The following is a 21,483-nucleotide window of genomic DNA, read 5'->3' as shown; positions in this document are numbered from 1 at the left end:
AGCCTTTTCTAAACCACGCCGGAAATAAAGTGCTTTCAAAAAATGAACAAAAAAGTGGCCCCGGCAGGAGTCAAACCTGTGACACATGGTTTAGGAAACCACGATAAACGGGACCAACTTGGCGATTGCTTGACGATAGCTTGTACGAAGGCTTAACGCGGGCATAAGTAAAAGCACGCTAATCCGCGCTAAAAATAATTGTAAGGAGCTGATCCAATTAAAGAATTTAAAACGATTATGATTGATATTACAGATTCCGTATACGAAGGAATTGAAACAACGATGATGTACATAACAAAAGATATTTATTTCGATAGCTATATTATTGCGATTCCCTCAAACGCTTTTGCTTGGACTATCGCTAGTAATATAGACTATGAGCTCTTGTTAAAATCGCATGTGTTTGGTGACCCAAAGATAAAAGAACGCCTAGTGCAAGCCATAAAAGAAGGAATAACAGAAATAGAGTGGCCGCCGATCAGGTAGTTATTGTCATGGAGCGTCTCGTCTCTTAACCCCTCCGACTGTTTATAGGTGTATACGTAGTCTAATGCGTTTTCTAGTGTTAACGTGACTTCATTACTCGATATATTCCGTGCAGCCGTTCTACGTTTAACGACTGGTTTTCCTTTTCGAGACAACGCAAAAACGCCCCCTTTCCGATTACTTACGTTTTCTTACGTAAATAAACTAAAAGAGGGCGTTATGCCTTCAAAATATATACGGATTAACCGTGTGCTTGCCGTGTAGCTTTTCGGTAGGCTTACCGTCTATAAACCGCGTTATAACAGCATTTAGTGACCCCGGCAGGATTCGAACCTGCGACACATGGTTTAGGAAACCAATGCTCTATCCCCTGAGCTACGAGGCCGTAAATTTTTACCAATGATAATATCCATTATACAGAAAAACGGTTTTAAAGAAAAGTGTCATTTTTTTCTCATAGAATATATTGTCGAACTGTGTTAAGATATTTAGCGTTGATTTCAGTTGACGAATTGATTGGAGGTGTGGGTATGGCAGGAGTTCCATTTATTGCAATAGAAGGTCCAATTGGGATCGGTAAAACCTCTATTGCAACAAAGCTTTCTAACCATTTCCATTTTCATTTATTACAAGAAATTGTAGAGGAAAATCCATTCCTTAGCAAGTTTTATGATGATATCGAGGCATGGAGCTTCCAAACGGAAATGTTCTTTCTATGCAATCGATTCAAGCAATTAGAAGAGATTGAGGAGCAATATTTAAATCTAAATAAACCGGTCATTGCCGATTATCATATATCTAAAAACATGATTTTTGCAAAACGTACATTGGATAAGGATAAATTTGAGAAATACGAAAAAATTTATCGAATTTTAACAGAAGATATGCCCACTCCTAATATAATGATTTACTTGCATGCCAGTTTAGATACCCTTCTAAAGCGGATTAAGCAGCGTGGGAGGAAATTTGAGAAAAATATTGAAGTAGCCTATCTTGAACAGCTGTCAAAGGATTATGAGCAGTATATGAATGAATTTGAAGTACTTCATCCTAACATTCCTATCATTCGAATTAATGGGGACGAGGTTGATTTTATACGCCATCAGACAGACTTGAATCAAATTATAACCATGGTGCGTAAACAATTAAACGAGGTAGCCAATACGAATGAATAAAGGAGTAAATACAATGAATCTTCGTGAGAAATATCATATTCCAAATGATAGTGTCATTACAATCGCTGGTACGGTTGGGGTAGGTAAGTCTACTATGACAAATGCATTAGCAAATGCACTAAAATTTAAAACCTCTTTTGAGAAGGTAGATACGAACCCATATTTAGAAAAGTTCTATTCTGACTTTGAACGCTGGAGCTTCCACTTACAAGTATACTTTTTAGCAGAACGCTTTAAAGAGCAGAAGAAAATCTTCGAATATGGTGGTGGATTCATTCAAGATCGATCAATATATGAGGATACAGGGATCTTTGCAAAAATGCATTACGATAATGGTACAATGTCCGAAACGGATTATGAAACGTATACGAATTTATTTGATGCAATGGTCATGACTCCTTATTTTCCACACCCTGATTTATTGATATATTTAGAAGGGTCACTGGATGAAATATTAGAAAGAATCCAAATCCGAGGTCGTGACATGGAAAAAGAGACCCCAATTGCTTATTGGGAAGAAATGTATGGACGTTATGAAAATTGGATTAATAATTTCAATGCTTGCCCTGTTCTCAGGGTAAATATTTCCGATTACGATTTAATGAAAAAAGAAAACTCTATCGAACCAGTGCTTGAAAAGGTTGGGCACTTAATTCAACATTCGAGACAGTTTATTAGAAAACCAGGTTCTTACTAATCCTAATGATGATAGCCATAATAATAGCTCGGCTTATACAGTAAGAAGGTTTTTTTCCTTTCATATCTATCAATAAGAGGATAGGTGCGCATCATTTAATGAGCACCTATCCTTTTAGTTTTTTCCTAATTCAATTGATCGGTCTCTTGCGCATTTTAATGATTCGATTACAATTTGCTGGAATTTTTTTTCCTCTAATTGCTGGATCCCTGCTTCTGTTGTTCCTTTAGGGCTTGTTATTTTCTTTCGCAGACCGGCAGCGGTTTCTCCAGATTGCTTCAGCATTTCTCCGGCACCAAGAATCGTTTGTGTAATTAGTTTATCTGCGATTTCTTTCTCCAGTCCAGATTCAGTTGCGGCCTTCTCCATTGCTTCTACCAGATAGTAGAAATATGCCGGCCCACTTCCAGATACTGCTGTCACAATATGCATGTCTTCTTCTTTTACAATCGCAGTAATACCAATTGATTGAAAGAGAGACTCAACGAGAGTAACCTGTTGCTCTGAAGCAAATTCCCCTGCGGTAATTGCAGTCGCTGAGCGGCCAATCGATGCTGATGTATTTGGCATTACGCGTACAACTCCTGCATCGATTCCAATGTTACTACGAATCGATTCTGTCGTCACACCAGCAATGATTGAGACGATCAATTGATTCGGATTCAAATAAGCTTTAATTGATTCGAGCGATTCCTCTACATTATTAGGTTTTACAGCAAGCATGACAATATCCGCATAACTAAATGCTTCTTCCTTATCAGTCGTACATTGTACACCGTAGTTATTTTTCATTTGCTCTAGTCGTTCCAGGTTACTTCGATTCGTAACGATAATTTGTTCCTTATTAACCACTTCGGATCTTATCATTCCAGAAATAATCGCTTCTGCGACAGATCCAGCCCCTAAGAAGGCTATTTTCTTATCCATCAGACAAATCCCTCTTCCATATGTAAAAACTTCCTTTAAATAGGTTTATACAGTTATTATTTTATTTTGAACTATATTCGTTCATCCCTTTTTTGTCAAGGCGAAGAGAGGGATAAACCCGTCAATGGTTTCCAATTTTTGATATAATTTACTTAGCCTATATTTAAAGGTAAGAAAGGACAACTAGATATGGAAAAGGATTACCTACAGCAATTAAAGGAAATCAGAGATGAAGTAACCCGATTCATGATGACATATAAATTTGGCTTGCGAGAGATGGATACGAAGTTAACGATTTTAAAAGAGGAGTTCCAGCATTTTCACGATTATAATCCAATTGAACATATCAAATCACGTATTAAGTCACCAGAAAGTATTTTGCAAAAGGCACATCGTAAAAACATTGAGATGTCGTTAGATTCTATTAAGAAAAATATAAGAGATATTGTTGGAATTCGTATTGTCTGTTCTTTTAATACGGATATTTATAGGATAAGTGACATGATTCAAAAACAGAAGGATATTATGCTAATTGAATGCAAAGATTATATTAAAAATCCAAAACCAAATGGTTATAAAAGTCTACACTTAGTGCTAGCTATCCCTGTATTTATGTCTGACCGTGAAGAGCAAGTATATGTTGAAATTCAGATTCGCACAGTGGCAATGGACTTCTGGGCAAGTCTAGAGCATAAAATATACTATAAATATAATAAATCAATACCTGACCACTTAGAGAAGGAATTAGCCGATGCGGCAACTGCTGCAAATGAATTGGATTTGAGGATGGAACAACTTTATAAGGAAGTAAATTATATTAAGGAACATCAAGTACCCGATTATGACGAAAACTACTTAGGAATTGACGATGTGAAATTACAAATTCCGAAGCATTTTTTAGACTCATTTCTAAAGGAAAAATAATTAGAGGACCTAAGTGCAAATAAGGAAGTTTTTTCTTAATTACTAAAAAAACCGCTACAAAATTGTAACGGTTTTTATCTATTAATTATTCTAATTAAATTCAATTAATGGAGGAGGTAGAGGGATTCGAACCCCCGCGCGGTTTGACCCGCCTGTCGGTTTTCAAGACCGATCCCTTCAGCCGGACTTGGGTATACCTCCGTAACGACAAGATATAATATATCATGCTCATTTTAGATTGTCAATATTTTTTTCGACATATTCCCCCTTGATTCTCCAGTCTTACTTTGGATTATTTCGTTATGTTTGTTGTTATTTGGTTGTATAAAGTGAGAAATCATTTTGGAGAACAATTGCTCTCTGGCCAGTCGCTCCGAAAATACACTTCGCTGGGTTTGTGCGTTTGCTATCGTTTATCCACCTATTCATAGGATAAAGTAAAATCTCGCTCTCTTACAGCTATAGATTATAACGGAGAACTAGAAACTCCTCTGAAATATCAATGTAGCCTGTTCTCTTGGTACAGCTTTTAACAACTGATTGAAACACCATTGCATAAGTCACATTTTTCCTATATGAGGAAAAAAGGTAGAGAGCAATTTCTGCTCTCTACCTAATCTGAAACTATTTAATTACTTCTTTGCCACCCATGTATGGACGCAATGCTTCAGGAACGATTACAGAACCGTCCTCTTGCTGATAATTTTCTAAGATAGCCGCAACTGTTCTACCAATTGCAAGTCCTGATCCGTTTAGTGTATGCACATATTCAGGCTTGCCATTTGCTTCTCTTCTAAAGCGAATGCCTGCACGTCTTGCTTGGAAATCTTCGAAATTAGAGCAAGAAGAAATTTCGCGATACTTCTCTTGGCTAGGCATCCAAACCTCAATGTCATATTTCTTCGCTGCCGTAAATCCTAAATCACCTGTACACATGCTCATTACACGGTATGGCAGGTTTAGAAGCTGCAATACTTTTTCAGCATGCCCGGTAAGAACTTCTAATGTTTCATAAGAATCCTCTGGTTTTACAAAATGAACGAGTTCCACTTTATTAAATTGATGCTGGCGAATTAAGCCACGTGTGTCACGTCCAGCAGAGCCTGCTTCAGAACGGAAGCTTCCGCTAAATGCAACATATTTAATCGGTAAATTCCCACCTGGTAAAATTTCATCACGATGATAGTTTGTTACTGGTACCTCGGCAGTCGGAACCATAAAGTAATCCCAGCCCTCTAGCTTGAACGCATCCTCTTCAAATTTCGGAAGCTGTCCAGTACCAGTCATTGAAGCACGATTAACGATTGTTGGCGGAAGCATTTCTACATAACCATGTTCATCTGCATGCAGCTCCATCATAAAGTTAATTAGTGCACGCTCAAGTCTTGCACCAAGTCCTTTGTAAAATACAAAACGACTGCCTGTTACCTTTGCTGCTCGCTCAAAATCTAAAATGTCCAGCTTAGAAGCAATATCCCAGTGAGCCTGTTCCTGATAATCAAACGTAGGCTGGACACCCCAATTACGAATTTCAATATTATCCTCTTCGTCCTCACCAATTGGTACACTTTCATGTGGAATGTTTGGAATAGATAGCATAATTTGTTGTAATTGCTCTTCAATTTCATTTAACTGGCGGTCAAGTACGGAAATCTGATCACCAACTTCACGCATTTCTTTGATTGCTGGTTCTGCGTCTTTTTTCTCTCGCTTCAATACAGAAATCTGTTTCGTCGCTTCATTTCTTTTCGCCTTTAATTCTTCTGTTTGGATAATTAATTCTCTTCGTTTACTGTCCAATTCTTCAAAATGATTAAGCTCAGATAAATCCTCTCCGCGATGTGTAAGCTTATCCTTTACCTCTGTAAAATTGTTACGTAAATACTTCATGTCTAACATAAAAATTCCTCCTTATATTGTTTTAATTAGTAAGCACTATGGTGTATGCAGAATGATTAGCCTCTATTTTGCATACAAAAAACTCCCGTCCCTAATAAATAGGGACGAGAGTATATTTCCCGCGTTGCCACCCTTGTTGAAGAGAATTGTCTCTTCCGGCTCAAACGTGTTAACGGTACGATACCGGGTTTATTTACTAAGATACGGGTCTTTTCCATAAACCAGTTCAAGGATGGATTCACAACATTCTAACGTCGATTTGCACCAACCACCGACTCTCTCATGAAAGAGATGCTGTTACTATTTCCTATCAATACTGTTTGCATTTAATTACAGTCTATTTTAATCAATTTTCTAATTGAATGCAAGTGCTACTAAAAATTAGCTGAATAGACCTTTAATCCAATCTACAGAAGCAGTGAATAGATTTGCAAAGAAATCACCAATTGCACCTAATGTAAGCATAAACCAATTTGATTTCTCTACTGCATCATCCGTTACTAACTCAATAGTAGATTCACTTTCAGGGAAAATATAGCCAAAATCATTTTCACCGTCAAATTTGACGGTTGCTGTACCAACTACTTCTCCCTTTTCAATCGGTGCTGTTAATTCGCCATCTTCATTAAGTTTATCTTTATCGATATTGTATTCAATATGATACTTGTCCGCATTATCTGGATCGATTGGTAATGTTACTCCTTCATTTAAGGACACTTCAACCGTATCTTCTTTCCCTTTTGCAACTGGTATTGCAGATTCACCCTCTAGCTTATAGCCTTTCGGGAATAATTCTGTTGATTGGAATTGTGTATAACCGTAATCCATCAATTTCGCTGTTTCTTTAAAGCGTTCATCTTCACTAGCCGTTTTCATAACAACTGAAATCAATCGGCTGCCATTACGTTCAGATGTTCCTGTAAACGTATATCCTGCTAAAATCGTATGGCCAGTTTTTAGCCCGTCCATACCTTCATAATAATATTGCTTAAAATTAGTTGCGTCATGCGGAAGCATCCAATTAAGATTCTCTACTGTATATCCTTCAAATTCTACTGTCGTTTGTTTCGATATATCCAATGCTTCTGGATAATCATTGATTAAATGAAATGCTAATAGTGCAGCTGATTTAGCTGATAATAAGTTGCTGCCATTTTCATCTGTTAAGTCTGGATTAATTCCAACAAGGTCAGCATTATCGATACCCGTTGAATTGACAAATTTAGCTTCAGGAAGACTCATTTCCTCCGCTTTTTGATTCATTAACTTTACAAATTCAGCTTCAGAACCAGAAACGAGTTCTGCAAGTGCAATCGTTGTACCATTATCAGAGAATACTGCCATAGCATTATATAGATCACGAACTGTATAATCTTTATTTTGTGTTAATCCAATACCTGAAAATGATGGATTTGCAGAAACTTTGTAAGGATAATCACTAATTTGTGTGGTTGTATCCCAGCTAATATCTCCGTTATTAATTGCTTCAAGTACTAGATACTCTGTCATCATTTTTGTCATGCTTGCTGGAGGAAGAGCTACATCGGCATTTTTAGAATATAAAACCTTCCCTGTTTCAGCATCTACTAATATTGCTGATTCTGCATTAAGATCTAACGTTCCTGCTGCTTGTGCAGAAAATGATGGTATTATTAATGACGTCATAAATACTAAGGAAATAAGTAAAAATGACAGTCCTTTCTTTACATTTTGTTTCAACTTCCCGTACCTCCAACAATTTTTTGTACAATAAAAATATGCACCATATTATTTTAACATAGAAAAGGGCAAAAAAATAGACGGGACGTTGAAACCCCCATCTACTTTCTTACAAATTTCTTATAACCTATCGGATTGAATAGTTTGGCGCTTCTTTCGTAATTTGAACGTCATGTGGATGACTTTCAAGTAATCCTGCATTCGTGATCCGGATAAATTGGCTATCCTTACGCAGTGCTTCAATTGTACCTGTGCCACAATAGCCCATTCCTGAACGTAATCCACCAACTAATTGATGTACCGTATCTGCAACAGATCCTTTATATGGAACTCTTCCTTCAATACCTTCTGGAACGAGTTTCTTATTATCGGATTCTTCCTGGAAGTAGCGATCCTTAGAGCCTGCTTTCATTGCTCCTAATGAGCCCATTCCACGATATACTTTATATTTTCTTCCTTGGTAAATCTCTGTTTCACCAGGGCTTTCTGTTGTCCCTGCAAACATGCTGCCCAACATAACGGCATGTGCACCTGCTGCCAATGCCTTGACGATATCACCAGAATATTTAATTCCCCCATCAGCAATGACTGGAACGCCATATTCACTTGCCGCTACAGCACAATCATGTACTGCAGTTATTTGTGGTACACCAACGCCTGCTACAACACGTGTTGTACAAATTGATCCAGGACCAATACCTACCTTAACTATTGTAGCGCCAGCTTCGATTAGGGCCTTTGTGCCCTCAGCAGTTGCGATGTTACCTGCAATAATATCTAACTCAGGGAATATTTCACGTATCGCCTTAATCTGATCCAATACACCTTTTGAATGTCCATGTGCAGTATCGATGACAATGGCATCAACTCCAGCATTTACCAATTTTTCAATTCGTTTTACAGAATCGCCAGTAACTCCTACTGCTGCTGCTACAATTAGTCTTCCTTGCTTGTCCTTAGCTGCATTTGGAAATTCGATTACTTTTTCAATATCCTTAATCGTGATTAGCCCTTTTAGAATATTATTATCATCTACTAATGGCAGCTTCTCGATTTTATATTGCTGCAGAAGATTCTCAGCCTCTTCTAATGTCGTTCCTACTGGGGCTGTGACTAGGTTTTCACTTGTCATTACTTCAGCAATGGAGATTGAATAATCTTGAATAAATCGTAAATCTCGGTTAGTTAAAATACCTACTAATTTTTGTTCTTCAATTGAATTTACAATCGGAACGCCAGAAATACGGAATTTACCCATTAAATGTTCTGCATCATATACTTGATGCTCAGGAGTTAAGAAAAATGGATTCGTAATAACGCCGCTCTCTGAACGTTTCACACGGTCAACCTGTTCTACTTGCTCTTCAATCGTCATGTTCTTATGAATCACACCAAGGCCGCCTTGACGAGCCATTGCAATTGCCATTTCTGCTTCTGTGACAGTATCCATTCCCGCACTAATAAACGGTGTCTTTAGCTTTAAATTCAGCGATAAATCTGTACTAAGATTAACATCCCTCGGCAAAACCTCTGATGCTGCAGGCAGCAACAACACATCATCAAATGTTAATCCTTCTTTCGTAAACTTATCTTCACGCATTATTAGTCCTCCTTTTATTTGTATGTATGTTATGAAGTAAAAAGATTAAACTAGGTAGGTACATCTATTTTTATATACAATACGCCAAGATATCCTAATTTTCAACTAGAGATTAATGGAAACCAAATAGAAAATAGATTCAGAAATCTTAATAGAGGTAAATTTATGAATAAATCAAATGAATTTTATACCTATCTGCAATCACAACAAACAGCGCAAAGATACCTATTACAATGTTATAAAAAAATTGGCACCAAAGATGCAGAATCAAAGAGCTATGCAAATTGTAATACGTTTATCTACTATCTTGATCATGGGAATCGTTTTTTCGAAAGTGGGAAACAGCTTGATCTCTTTGCGCGCCCGATATTGTATTTTTATGGATTGACACATTTATTAAAAGCATGCCTTTTAACAAAACGACCGGATTACCCTGAATCGACAACTTATTTAGCCCATGGTGTTACAGCAAGAAAACGGAAGAAAAAGAATTATAGCTTTATGGAGGATGAGGTGAAGGTGCAGCATCATGGTCTTCTTCCATATTTCTCTGAACACTTATTATCTATGAAAAAATTGCCATTTGAGAAAATTAAAATGGGAGAACTACTCGCTTTAATCCCTGAGATGGATTCCTACTTTACATACGGTAAACAAGCAAAAATGGTGACTATTGGATCTTGTCACTCTCCACATTTACAATTTCCTATGCATCTATTGGATACCTATCATTTAACAGAGAACGCTTTTATCCACCGAGTTCAAGCCTATTTACCATGTATCAAGCAAATCAAACATGATAAATCTACCATCCATGTAGAATTAAATTCATTGCTCAGGCAATCAGCAGGAGGTCCCTTTTTCTTTCATATGGAGGATGAAACTATTTACTTCCCAATCCACCGTGAATCATATTGTCCGATTTCTGAGATTATTATTCACTATTTGCTTTTATATAATCTAAGTATGCTTAGTCGCTATGAAGCAGAGTGGTGGGGCGAGCTATTACAATTAAAGCCTGATCAGGATTATCCATTCATCACACATTTCCTGCAGATTACTGCCAAGAAAATGCCAATGATGCTTGAGCAGGCACTATACACAAACTAAGCAAACGGAAGGGAATATAGCAGAGCATATGCAGCAATAAAGCTCACATTGTATCATTAAAAATAAGAAATGATCCTTAAAATAAATAGGACCAGCCATCAGGCTAGTCCTTCATAACTTTTTCAATATATAAATCAGGCATATCCTTTAATACAATAAGTTCATCGCTATCAATCAGCTGGATGATAGGTCGTGTTGGATGATCAGAATCAACAAATATGATTTTACCAATCTGACCATTGGATAGGACAACCTGTGAACCAATCGCAACATTAATCAAATGATGAATAAAGACCTTTACAATTTGATAATCTAACCTCGAATATTGCTCTTTTTGAAGCTCTTCAATTACTTGAAATGCGGATTTCTTTTCCCGATATAATCGGTCACTCGTCATCGCATAGTACGTGTCGGCAATAGCAATAATTCTTGAGTAAATGTGGATTTTATCCTGTGTTAACCCTAATGGGTAGCCGCTGCCATCTAATCGTTCATGATGCTGTAAAACAGCCAGCTTCACAGCGGGGTTAATTGCTGGAAGATGTTCCAGTAGACGATACGCATATGTTGGATGTTTTTTAATCTCTGCAAATTCGGAATCAGTGAGATAGCTCGCTTTAGAAATAATTTTAGGATCTATTTTTGCCATTCCACTATCACTTAGGAATCCAGCAAGCCCAATTTGTAACCATTCACCTTTTGGATAATCCAGCTTTTTACCTAAATATGCAGAAAGTATACCAACTGCTACACTATGGTAATAAATATACTCTGATTTCGTTGTATCATGATGAAGGGTATATGCTTCGATATTAATGTTTTCAATTCTTTCTAACAGTGGGATAATAAGTTTCCTTACAGCCGGTATATCAATCGGCATTCCATTTTGCCATTGGTTAAATAGTGTCTTATAATTTGCTACCACTTCATTAAATTGATCAGAAAAAGATTGATTTTGCTTACTTGCTTGCTTTGTCTTTAGTTGCTCTTGTTTAATAACCTTCTTTTGATCAATCGGCTTTGGTATATATTTATCGCCATTTATTAGCTTCGAAGCAACAGCTACTGTTTGAACTAAGTATTTCTGCAAAACTATAATATGTTCATCTGTTAAAACTGTATTCTCTGGTATGATTGGCCGATTTGACTTTCCATTAACGTCCCTTATCAAAACGCATCCTGGAATAAGTTGTGATGGTTCTACTAACATATTATTTTCCCCCAGTTGCCCTTATGTAAATAGTAGATAAGGTGACTACTTCAAAAGTAAGCCACCTTATCTGTTATTCATTTTATTCTTCTGTATCTTGATTTACTTCTGAATCTGTCGTTTCATCTGTATTCTCAACGAGTTCCTCTTCGGCATCTTCTTCATGCTCGATTTTCGCAACTGTTGCTACTTCCTCGCCGTCCTGCAAGCGAATTAAACGAACACCCATTGTGCTGCGTCCAGTTTCAGAGATACTTTCTACTGGAATACGAATCAACACACCAGCAATCGTAATGAGCATTAAGTCTTCGTCCCCTGTTACAGCTTTAACCGCTACAACATGACCCGTTTTCTCATTTAATTTACTTGTAAATACCCCTTTACCACCGCGATTAATTCGGCGATACTCAGCTTCTGGTGTTTGTTTTCCATATCCATTACTAGTAACATGCAGAATTTTCGAGTCAGTCTCGATAATTTCCATGGAAACAACGACATCGTCATCGCGTAATGAAATCCCTTTTACCCCTGCAGCTGTTCTTCCCATTGAACGGATTTGTGTTTCTTCGAAGCGAATGAGATAACCATTCTGAGTTGCAATCATAATATCCTTCGTACCATCAGTTAGCTTAACGGAAATAAGCTCATCTTCCTCACGTAGGCCAACAGCAATAATTCCACCTTTGCGGATATTGGCAAACATAGATAATGACGTACGCTTCGTGATTCCTTCTTTAGTTGTAAAGATGAGATATGCATCTTCTCTGTATTCATTTACAGAAATTACAGCATTAATCCATTCTCCCTTTTCGATTTGCAGCATATTAATAATAGGGATTCCCTTAGCTGTACGGCTAAATTCAGGTACTTCATATCCTTTAGCCTTATAAACCTTCCCTTTATTCGTAAAGAAGAGAATCGTGTCATGCGTTGAAGTCGATAATAAATGCTCTACGAAGTCGTCCTCATTTGTCCCCATACCTTGAATTCCTCGACCACCACGGTTTTGCGTACGATAGGTCGATACTGGAAGACGTTTAATATAGCCCTGATGTGTAAGGGTAACAATAATATCCTCGACTGGAATTAAATCTTCATCTTCAAAGAATCCTATGCCGCCAGCGACAATTTCTGTACGACGGTCATCATTGAAGCGTTCCTTAATTTCAAGGAGCTCTTCACGAATGATTTCCAATAGCTTCTCTTCATCCGCTAGAATCGCCTTTAACTCTGAAATAAGCGCTTGTAGCTCATTATATTCATTTTCTATCTTTTCACGCTCTAAACCAGTTAATCGTTGGAGACGCATATCCAATATTGCTTGTGCTTGCTTCTCGGATAAATTAAAACGCTCCATTAACCCATTTCTTGCGATATCCGTTGTTTTCGAATTACGAATTAATGAAATTACCTCATCAAGATGATCGAGAGCTATTCGCAATCCTTCTAAAATATGTGCACGTGCTTCAGCTTTCCTGAGCTCGAATTCCGTACGACGTCGAATAATTACCTTCTGATGATCTAAGTAATGCACTAAACATTGCTTGATTGTTAGCACCTTAGGACGTCCATCAACAAGGGCAAGCATATTAATACCAAATGTTGTTTGCATCGACGTATATTTATACAAATTATTTAGCACGACATTAGCATTAGCATCACGACGCAGCTCCATCACGACACGCATCCCATTACGGTCTGATTCATCTCGTAAATCAGTAATACCTTCAATACGTTTGTCTCGTACAAGCTCAGCAATTTTTTCAATTAATCTCGCTTTGTTAACTTGATAAGGCAATTCCGTAACAAGAATCGTTGATTTGCCATTTGCATGCTCTTCAATTTCTACTTTAGCCCGAATCGTGATCGATCCTTTACCAGTTTCATATGCTTTACGGATGCCACTTCTACCGATGATAGTTCCCGCAGTTGGGAAATCCGGACCAGGAATATAGCCTTCCATTAGCTCATCAACCGTAATCTCTGGATCTTTACTCACCGCTAGAACTGCATCAATTGTTTCTCCTAAGTTATGTGGTGGAATGTTAGTTGCCATCCCAACAGCAATTCCCGACGTTCCATTAACAAGTAAATTAGGGAATCGGGCAGGGAATACAATTGGTTCCCGTTCTGAACCATCATAGTTATCGCGGTAATCAATTGTTTCTTTATTGATATCACGGACAAGCTCCATGGCAATCTTCGACATTCTTGCTTCCGTATAACGCATTGCCGCCGCTGAATCACCGTCAACTGATCCGAAGTTACCGTGTCCATCAACAAGCATATATCGATAACTAAAATCTTGTGCCATTCGTACCATCGTCTCGTAAACTGCTGAATCACCATGTGGATGGTACTTACCAATTACTTCACCGACAATACGTGCTGATTTCTTATGTGCTTTATCAGAGTGCATTCCTAAATCATTCATTGCATATAAGATTCTTCGGTGCACTGGCTTCATGCCGTCACGTACATCCGGTAATGCCCTTGAGACGATAACACTCATAGAATAATCGAGAAAAGATGTACGCATTTCTTTACTAATATTTATTTCTTGAACACTTTGGCGTTCTTCCTCTGCCATCCTGATACCTCCTAAAAGAAAAGCACTATCTGTGCTTTTCTAGATGTCAAATTTAGATAAAATCATCTAATTCTGACGGCCGTTCCTGAAATTGTAATTATATATCTAAATTTTGAACGTATTGCGCATTATCCTCAATAAAGATTCTTCTCGGCTCCACTTTATCGCCCATCAGCATATCGAAGACCTGATCAGCGTCAACTATGTCGGTTAATTCAACTTGAAGCAATGTTCGTTGCTCTGGATCCATTGTCGTATCCCATAGCTGTGTTGCATCCATCTCCCCTAGTCCTTTATAGCGCTGAATACCAGGCTTCGGCGCCTTTGGCAGCTCTGCTAATAACGCATCTAATTGCTTATCATCATAAACATAACGCACTGATTTCCCTTGCTTCACTTGGTAAAGTGGTGGCTGTGCAATATAAATATAACCATGCTCAATTAATGGACGCATATAGCGGAAGAAAAATGTTAACAGTAAGGTACGAATATGCGCACCATCAACATCGGCATCCGTCATAATAACAACTTTATGATAACGTGCCTTCGTTATATCGAAGTCTTCTCCAATACCGGTACCAAGTGCTGTAATCATTGAGCGTATTTCTGTATTGGATAAAATACGGTCAAGACGGGCCTTCTCAACGTTTAAAATTTTCCCGCGTAATGGAAGGATTGCTTGGAAATGGCGATCTCGTCCAGACTTCGCAGAACCACCTGCAGAGTCACCCTCAACAATATAGAGTTCACTGATTGATGCATCTCGAGATGAACAGTCAGCAAGTTTCCCAGGTAAGCTTGAAATCTCTAAAGCACCTTTTCTTCGCGTAAGCTCTCGAGCCTTTTTAGCAGCCGCTCTCGCTCTGGATGCCATTAAGCCTTTTTCAACGATTATTTTGGCAACAGCAGGATTTTCATATAGGAATTTTGAAAATAAATCACTAAAAATTGAATCGGTTACTGTGCGCACTTCACTGTTTCCGAGCTTGGTTTTTGTTTGCCCTTCAAATTGTGGGTCAGGGTGCTTAATTGAGACAATTGCAGTCATCCCTTCACGCACGTCATCACCCGATAAATTCGTTTCATTTTCTTTAATTAAACTATTTTTTCGTGCATAATCATTAATTATTCGAGTTAACCCTGTTCTAAAACCGACCTCATGGGTTCCACCCTCATACGTATGAATATTATTAGCAAATGAAAGAAGATTACTAGCAAATCCATCATTATATTGAATGGATACCTCTACTGAAATTTCTTGATCTTCACCTTCTGCGTAGAATGGCTCATGTAATACTTCTCTCGTTCGATTAATGTACTCAACGTAAGATTTTATTCCACCTTCATAGTGAAATGTATCCACTTCTTCATCTGTCCGTTTATCTTCTAAAGTAAGTGTTAATCCTTTATTTAAAAAGGCTAATTCACGAACGCGTTTAACTAATGTGTCATAGTCATACACTGTCGTTTCTGTGAATATTTCTGGGTCTGGAGAGAAATGAGTAATGGTACCCGTTATTTCTGTTTCACCAATAACTTTAAGTTCTTCAGAAACCTTTCCTCTTTGGAAACCTAGAAAATGTACCTTTTGATCACGATGGACGTATACCTCTAGACTACTCGATAAGGCGTTTACAACCGATGCTCCAACACCGTGAAGTCCACCTGAAACTTTATAGCCGCCACCCCCGAATTTTCCTCCCGCATGAAGAACAGTCATAATAACTTCTACTGCTGGTCTTCCAGTCTTCTTCTGGATATCAACTGGAATACCACGCCCGTTGTCCTTTACTGTGATGCTATTATCTTTTTCGATAATAATATCGATGCGATCACAATAACCCGCTAATGCTTCATCAATACTATTATCAACGATTTCCCAGACGAGATGATGCAATCCCTTTTCGCTCGTTGATCCAATGTACATTCCTGGACGTTTACGAACCGCTTCCAATCCTTCAAGGACCTGAATCTGATCTGCATCATATGCTGTATTATTTGAAACTTTGTCATCCATTGACATGCTCTCACACTCATTTCTTTTAGAAAACTTAGGAAATGCCTACAAGACGATTTCCTCTTTACTTTTAATTAGAAAACTTAAGAATAACCAAGTCTTTCGGTAACTGGTCTGCCTTCACTTCACTTATTCGTTTTTCCAACTATCAAAACAATATGTTTAACCCTTAAAGTTTTTACCCATTAAGGGGTTATTTGATCTGAATAATCTTCTAGCTTGCTAATTGTCGATATCATATTAGCCCGCTTTTGCAATGTCGCCACCGATATCGTCGTGTAGTAAATCATATCTTTTGTGATGACGAGTGATTTTGCCTTTACAGCTGGACCAATGATGTTTTTTTCTTTAAAAGCTCTTTTGATCATTTCATCCATAATGACTGATGAGGCAATCAGATGATAATCAATAATTGCAATAATATCTTGGGAGCGAATAACGTTTGCATTGCCAATATGAATAAACATTCTGGAGACCCCCTTGGAATTTGGTCTATTTCACTATTTCTCCATTAGCAATCCGAATCAACTCCGCTTTTTTTAAGGTTTCATGGTTAATTCCATCCACACTCGTAGTGGAGACAAAGGTCTGTACTCTTCCTTGGATGGTATTTAATAAATGGGATTGACGATGATCATCCAGTTCACTTAACACATCATCTAAAAGCAAAATTGGATATTCACCAATTTCTTTATGGATGAGTTCAATTTCCGCCAGTTTGACTGATAATGCGGTTGTTCGCTGTTGTCCTTGAGATCCAAAGGTTTGTACATCCTTCTTATTCACAGAAAAAAGCAGATCATCACGGTGGGGGCCAATAAGCGTGGTGCCACGTTCTATTTCCTTTGTTTGCATATCTTGAAATTTTGATAAATAGATCGTTTCTATTTTTTCTTTGTTTGCATCTTCTGATACTTCAATCGTAGCTTGATACTTAATTTCTAAATCTTCTCGTTCTCGACTAATTTCAAAATGAATCGGACTCGCCCAAGTACGCAATAATTTTAAAAATGTAAACCGTTTTTCTAATATAATTGCAGCATGTTCAACTAATTGATCCGTTAATACTTGGAGCATTACTTTATCCGACTTACCACTTCGTTGCATTTGCTTTAATAAATGATTTCTTTGTTTCAATACCTTTTGATATTGTCCTAAGTGGTAGATATAAGTTGGCTGAATTTGTCCAAGCTCCATATCGATAAACCTTCTTCTAATCTGTGGTGCCCCTTTGACTAAGTTCAAATCTTCAGGAGCAAACATGACTACATTGACCGCACCGATATAGTCGCTGAGGCGGCCTTGTTCCAATCTATTTAATTTTGCTTTCTTCCCCTTATTGGAAATGGTGATTTCTAAAGGAATCGATTGCTGACGTTTCGTTACCCTACCTTCTATTTTAGCATATTCTTTGTCCCATTGGATAAGTTCTTTTTCATGTGTTGTTCTGTGAGACTTTGTAAAAGCTAATACATGGATTGCTTCCATTAGGTTTGTTTTTCCTTGAGCATTCTCACCAATAATCACATTTACCTTATCATCGAATGAAACCTCTAATTGCTCATAGTTTCGGTAGTTTTTTAAATTCAATTGTTCAATGTGCATGCAGCTTAATCCTCTTTTTTAACAACGTAAGAACCTACATCCTCTATCTCTACCACATCATTTGTATAGAGTTTTCTTCCACGGCGATGCTCTAATTCTCCATTTACGATTACGCCAACATCCTGTAAGTAGGATTTCACCATACCACCAGATTCCAATATGTTCAAAAGCTTTACAAACTGTCCCAGTGTTATGTAATCCGTATTGATTTTGACTTCTTCTTGCATTTTTTATCACCAGATTCTGTTCGATTTTTTAAAGAGAACGCTATATTTTTGACTTTAACTTTATTTTAAAGTAATTAACCTTTAAAAGTTATATATACCTATTTTACTAAAGATTTCACGTTTAGGGAAGGATTACCCTTTATTTAAGTTAAAAACGCCTCATTAGGGCTAAAAATTGATTATAAGTAGAAAAGGACTTTTATCCACATGTTGATAAAAGTCCTTTTCGCTGATTCACTTTTTAATAAGTTATTTAGTTTCATTTAATGCTATCAATATTAGCAATACTGATTTCGATTGCGGACAGCCGGCTATTTCTGTAGGAGTCTCCTATCATCCACTCTAATCAACGTTCAAGTAAGTGCGAATACGATATGAATAATTGATATTATTAGCACCACCAAAGCGAAGTGTATTTTCGGAGCGACTGGCCCAAGAGCATTTGGTATCTGCTATAGAAAAATAATCATTACTTTTTTATTAAACAGCCAAAAAATTAATACGTACGAACCGGCAGTATTAATTGCAGAATAGAGGTATCGTCCAATGGGCGAATGATAAATGGACGCATTGCTCCGGTAAAGTCAATTGTTACTTCGTCGTATTCAATCGCTTTTAGTGCATCAATCATATACTTCGAACTAAATGATATTTTCAAATCTTCTCCATCAATCGATTGAATTGACATTTCCTCTTCAACATTTCCGATTTCTGGTGAATTACTTGTAATTTCGATTTGATTATTGCCTTGTGTCGCTAATTTTACAACATTATTTCTTTCTTCCTTAGCAAGAAGGGAAGCACGATCAATTGTATTAAGTAATTCCTTCGTTTTAACTTGGATTTTCGTTTTACTCTGCTCAGGAATTAATCGTGATGTCTCTGGATAGTTTCCATCAAGTAAGCGTGATAAGAAGTTTAGATGTTTAGTACGGAATAGAATTTGGTTGTTCGTGACACTAATTTCAACCTGTTCCTCTGTATCATCTAATATTTTATTTAATTCATTCAGACTCTTTCCTGGGACAACTATATTTTTAAACTCAGTGTTTGCATTTGAAATCGGAACTTCTCTTGAAGCTAAACGGTGACTATCTGTCGCAACAAAGGTTAGTAAATTATCCTCCAATTTTACGCTTACACCGGTTAGAATCGGTCTAGTTTCCATTGTTGATACGGCAAAAACAGTCTGCTTAATCATGCTTTTTAGTAAATCAATCGGCATCTCGAAGCTATCTTCTGTTTGGATCTTTGGCAGTAATGGATATTCATCTGCATCTTGTCCATTCAAATTAAACTCTGCTTTTCCAGAACGAATGGTTACTTTTAAGTTATCATCTGATTCAATTTCTACTGTTTTCTCTGGAAGTTTACGTACAATATCTGGGAAGTATTTTGCCTGTAATACAATACTGCCTTCTTCTATTTGCTCGACATTCACGATTTCGTTTTCTTCAGCTGGAATATACGATTCAATTGAAATATCAGAATCGCTGCCAGTTAATGTTATCCCATGTTGTTTTGCTTCAATTTTTAATCCTGTCAAAATCGGAATAACGGTTCTTGAAGAGATTGCTTTCATCACATCTTGTACACCTGCGATTAATTGATCTCGTTGAATGATAAATTTCATAAAATAATCCTCCTATTGGAAGTTCTATATATATTTATTTTTTATATAAAAAGATAGTAATAATAGTAATAAGCACTGTGATTATGTTGATAAGTCAATTTTACATATGGTTGCTTTAGTTTTCCACATGTGGATAAGTTGTTCATAAGGGTGTTGCACTATAAACACTATTCACATGTGGAAAAACCCTATTGCTCATTTAAAACGATTTTAGGCGTTCTTTTAATTCTTCTATTTCTCGATTGAAGCTTGAATCCTCTGCAAGCATTCTTGAGATCTTGTCATGTGCGTGAATAACGGTTGTGTGATCCCGTCCACCAAATTCATCGCCAATTTTCGGCAAGGAAAAATCAGTCAATTCCCTTGATAGATACATTGCGATTTGTCTAGGAAAGGCAATAGACTTCGTACGTTTCTTTGCAATAAAGTCCTCCATGCGAACATTATATTTCTCGCCTACAATTTCCTGGATTCCTTGAATTGTTATTACTTTCGGTTTACTGCTTGGAATAATATCTTTCAATGCATCTGCTGCAAGTGACGCATCAATATCCTTGTTTACTAAGGAAGAATAAGCCACTACACGAATAAGTGCACCTTCTAGCTCACGAATATTCGTATCAATTTGATTCGCAATATAAAGCATGACTTCGCTTGGTATATCTAGTCCCTCTGCTTTTGCCTTTTTTGTTAAAATTGCTATTCTTGTTTCAAGATCTGGAGGTGTAATATCGGTAATCAATCCCCACTCAAATCTTGAGCGCAGTCTATCTTCAAGTGTTGGGATTTCCCGTGGAGGGCGATCACTCGAAATAATAATTTGTTTATTTTCTTCATGTAATGTATTGAAAGTATGGAAAAATTCTTCCTGGGTTGATTCTTTTCCAGCAATAAATTGAATATCATCTATTAAAAGCACGTCCACATTTCGATATTTATTTCGAAATTGTGCTGTTTTATTATCCATAATCGCATTAATGAATTCGTTGGTGAATTTTTCAGATGTTAAATAGACTACCTTCGCATTCGGATCATGCTCCCTGACATAATGGCCAACAGCATGCATGAGATGCGTCTTACCAAGTCCAACACCACCGTAAATAAACAGAGGATTATATGCTTTAGCAGGTGCTTCAGCTACAGCAAGTGAAGCTGCATGTGCAAAGCGATTACCTGCTCCAATTACGAAGGTATCGAAGGTATATTTCTCATTCAACATGGATTTTGATACGTCATTGCTTACAATTGCTTGCTTTTGCACTGGTTTCACTTCACTTATTTCTGGTGTTGAGTCAGGAATAATAAATTTTGCTTGTAATTTAGTACCCGTAATTTCATCGATAATATCAGATATTAGTTCGGTATATTGTGTTTCAAGCCAATCTCTAGCAAATTCATTTGGTGCAGAAATGACCAAGGTATTTTTTTCTAATGCTTCTGCTTTTGTATTCTTTAACCATGTATCAAAGCTAGGTTTGCTGACCTTTTCTTCAATTTTTTCCAAGGTAGCAAGCCAAAGCTCATCGATATTTTCCAAAATTTACTTCACTCCTTTCATCGGCAGATCGAAAACAATTAAATGTTTATATAGAATTAGCAAAGTATAAAAATTATCCTATTTCAATTCACGTGACAAGAGAAGCCACGTCGTACGTCGCTAAACG

Annotated in this window: 16 protein-coding genes, 2 tRNA genes and 1 other annotated feature; of the genes, 4 read left to right on the top strand and 14 right to left on the bottom strand. The window is 37.2% G+C overall.

The window, feature by feature from the left end; genetic code table 11:
- Positions 1 to 798: 798 nt before the first annotated feature.
- Positions 799 to 871, bottom strand: a tRNA-Arg gene (locus tag CUC15_RS00090).
- Between the two features lie 145 nt (positions 872 to 1,016).
- On the opposite strand from CUC15_RS00090, the gene CUC15_RS00085 reads away from it, so the two are divergent.
- Complete coding sequence (locus CUC15_RS00085; protein ID WP_114914800.1) at positions 1,017 to 1,661, top strand: deoxynucleoside kinase; 645 nt, start codon at positions 1,017 to 1,019, stop codon at positions 1,659 to 1,661.
- 13 nt (positions 1,662 to 1,674) lie between these two features.
- Positions 1,675 to 2,358 (top strand): deoxynucleoside kinase, encoded by a 684-nt coding sequence (locus tag CUC15_RS00080; RefSeq protein ID WP_114918336.1) that lies wholly within the window; start codon positions 1,675 to 1,677, stop codon positions 2,356 to 2,358.
- Between the two features lie 114 nt (positions 2,359 to 2,472).
- On the opposite strand, the gene proC is transcribed toward CUC15_RS00080, so the two are convergent.
- Positions 2,473 to 3,285: a pyrroline-5-carboxylate reductase gene (gene proC / locus CUC15_RS00075; protein WP_114914799.1), complete on the bottom strand. Its 813-nt coding sequence runs from the start codon at positions 3,283 to 3,285 to the stop codon at positions 2,473 to 2,475.
- Positions 3,286 to 3,474: 189 nt separating this feature from the next.
- On the opposite strand from proC, the gene CUC15_RS00070 reads away from it, so the two are divergent.
- Positions 3,475 to 4,209, top strand: a complete 735-nt coding sequence (locus CUC15_RS00070; protein ID WP_114914798.1) for a GTP pyrophosphokinase — start codon at positions 3,475 to 3,477, stop codon at positions 4,207 to 4,209.
- A gap of 108 nt (positions 4,210 to 4,317) precedes the next feature.
- Here the strand turns inward: CUC15_RS00070 and CUC15_RS00065 are convergent.
- The 4 genes from CUC15_RS00065 to guaB form a co-directional block, all read right to left on the bottom strand.
- Positions 4,318 to 4,410 (bottom strand) — tRNA-Ser (locus CUC15_RS00065).
- 423 nt (positions 4,411 to 4,833) lie between these two features.
- A complete protein-coding gene (gene serS, locus CUC15_RS00060; RefSeq protein ID WP_114914797.1) occupies positions 4,834 to 6,108 on the bottom strand; it encodes a serine--tRNA ligase in 1,275 nt (424 codons plus the stop codon).
- Between the two features lie 97 nt (positions 6,109 to 6,205).
- Positions 6,206 to 6,431 (bottom strand) — a binding site (T-box leader).
- A gap of 58 nt (positions 6,432 to 6,489) precedes the next feature.
- Positions 6,490 to 7,827 (bottom strand): serine hydrolase, encoded by a 1,338-nt coding sequence (locus CUC15_RS00055; RefSeq protein ID WP_242985911.1) that lies wholly within the window; start codon positions 7,825 to 7,827, stop codon positions 6,490 to 6,492.
- 127 nt (positions 7,828 to 7,954) lie between these two features.
- Positions 7,955 to 9,427: an IMP dehydrogenase gene (gene guaB / locus CUC15_RS00050; RefSeq protein ID WP_114914796.1), complete on the bottom strand. Its 1,473-nt coding sequence runs from the start codon at positions 9,425 to 9,427 to the stop codon at positions 7,955 to 7,957.
- A gap of 165 nt (positions 9,428 to 9,592) precedes the next feature.
- Between guaB and CUC15_RS00045 the strand changes: the two genes are divergently transcribed.
- Positions 9,593 to 10,537 (top strand): YaaC family protein, encoded by a 945-nt coding sequence (locus tag CUC15_RS00045; protein WP_114914795.1) that lies wholly within the window; start codon positions 9,593 to 9,595, stop codon positions 10,535 to 10,537.
- A 103-nt stretch (positions 10,538 to 10,640) separates the two neighbouring features.
- Here CUC15_RS00045 and CUC15_RS00040 read toward each other — a convergent pair whose 3' ends face one another.
- From CUC15_RS00040 to dnaA, 8 genes are all read right to left on the bottom strand, one after another.
- Complete coding sequence (locus CUC15_RS00040) at positions 10,641 to 11,747, bottom strand: HD-GYP domain-containing protein (RefSeq protein WP_114914794.1); 1,107 nt, start codon at positions 11,745 to 11,747, stop codon at positions 10,641 to 10,643.
- A gap of 82 nt (positions 11,748 to 11,829) precedes the next feature.
- A complete protein-coding gene (gene gyrA / locus CUC15_RS00035) occupies positions 11,830 to 14,337 on the bottom strand; it encodes a DNA gyrase subunit A (protein WP_114914793.1) in 2,508 nt (835 codons plus the stop codon).
- Positions 14,338 to 14,434: 97 nt separating this feature from the next.
- Positions 14,435 to 16,360, bottom strand: a complete 1,926-nt coding sequence (gene gyrB, locus CUC15_RS00030; RefSeq protein ID WP_114914792.1) for a DNA topoisomerase (ATP-hydrolyzing) subunit B — start codon at positions 16,358 to 16,360, stop codon at positions 14,435 to 14,437.
- 179 nt (positions 16,361 to 16,539) lie between these two features.
- Complete coding sequence (gene remB / locus CUC15_RS00025) at positions 16,540 to 16,821, bottom strand: extracellular matrix regulator RemB (RefSeq protein ID WP_114914791.1); 282 nt, start codon at positions 16,819 to 16,821, stop codon at positions 16,540 to 16,542.
- A 25-nt stretch (positions 16,822 to 16,846) separates the two neighbouring features.
- Positions 16,847 to 17,959, bottom strand: a complete 1,113-nt coding sequence (gene recF, locus CUC15_RS00020; RefSeq protein ID WP_114914790.1) for a DNA replication/repair protein RecF — start codon at positions 17,957 to 17,959, stop codon at positions 16,847 to 16,849.
- Between the two features lie 5 nt (positions 17,960 to 17,964).
- Positions 17,965 to 18,186 carry a S4 domain-containing protein YaaA gene (gene yaaA, locus CUC15_RS00015; RefSeq protein ID WP_114914789.1) on the bottom strand — a complete coding sequence of 74 codons (222 nt, stop codon included), beginning with the start codon at positions 18,184 to 18,186 and terminating at the stop codon, positions 17,965 to 17,967.
- A gap of 496 nt (positions 18,187 to 18,682) precedes the next feature.
- Entirely contained in the window at positions 18,683 to 19,819 is a 1,137-nt protein-coding gene (dnaN, locus tag CUC15_RS00010; RefSeq protein WP_114914788.1) for a DNA polymerase III subunit beta, read from the bottom strand.
- 199 nt (positions 19,820 to 20,018) lie between these two features.
- Entirely contained in the window at positions 20,019 to 21,356 is a 1,338-nt protein-coding gene (gene dnaA, locus CUC15_RS00005) for a chromosomal replication initiator protein DnaA (protein ID WP_114914787.1), read from the bottom strand.
- Positions 21,357 to 21,483 lie beyond the last annotated feature (127 nt).

Origin of the sequence: Oceanobacillus zhaokaii (assembly GCF_003352005.1) — a bacterium.
In the GTDB taxonomy this organism is placed as follows: domain Bacteria; phylum Bacillota; class Bacilli; order Bacillales; family Amphibacillaceae; genus Oceanobacillus; species Oceanobacillus zhaokaii.
Note: the sequence above shows the minus strand (reverse complement) of the source record. Positions and strands in the feature narration are given on the sequence as shown.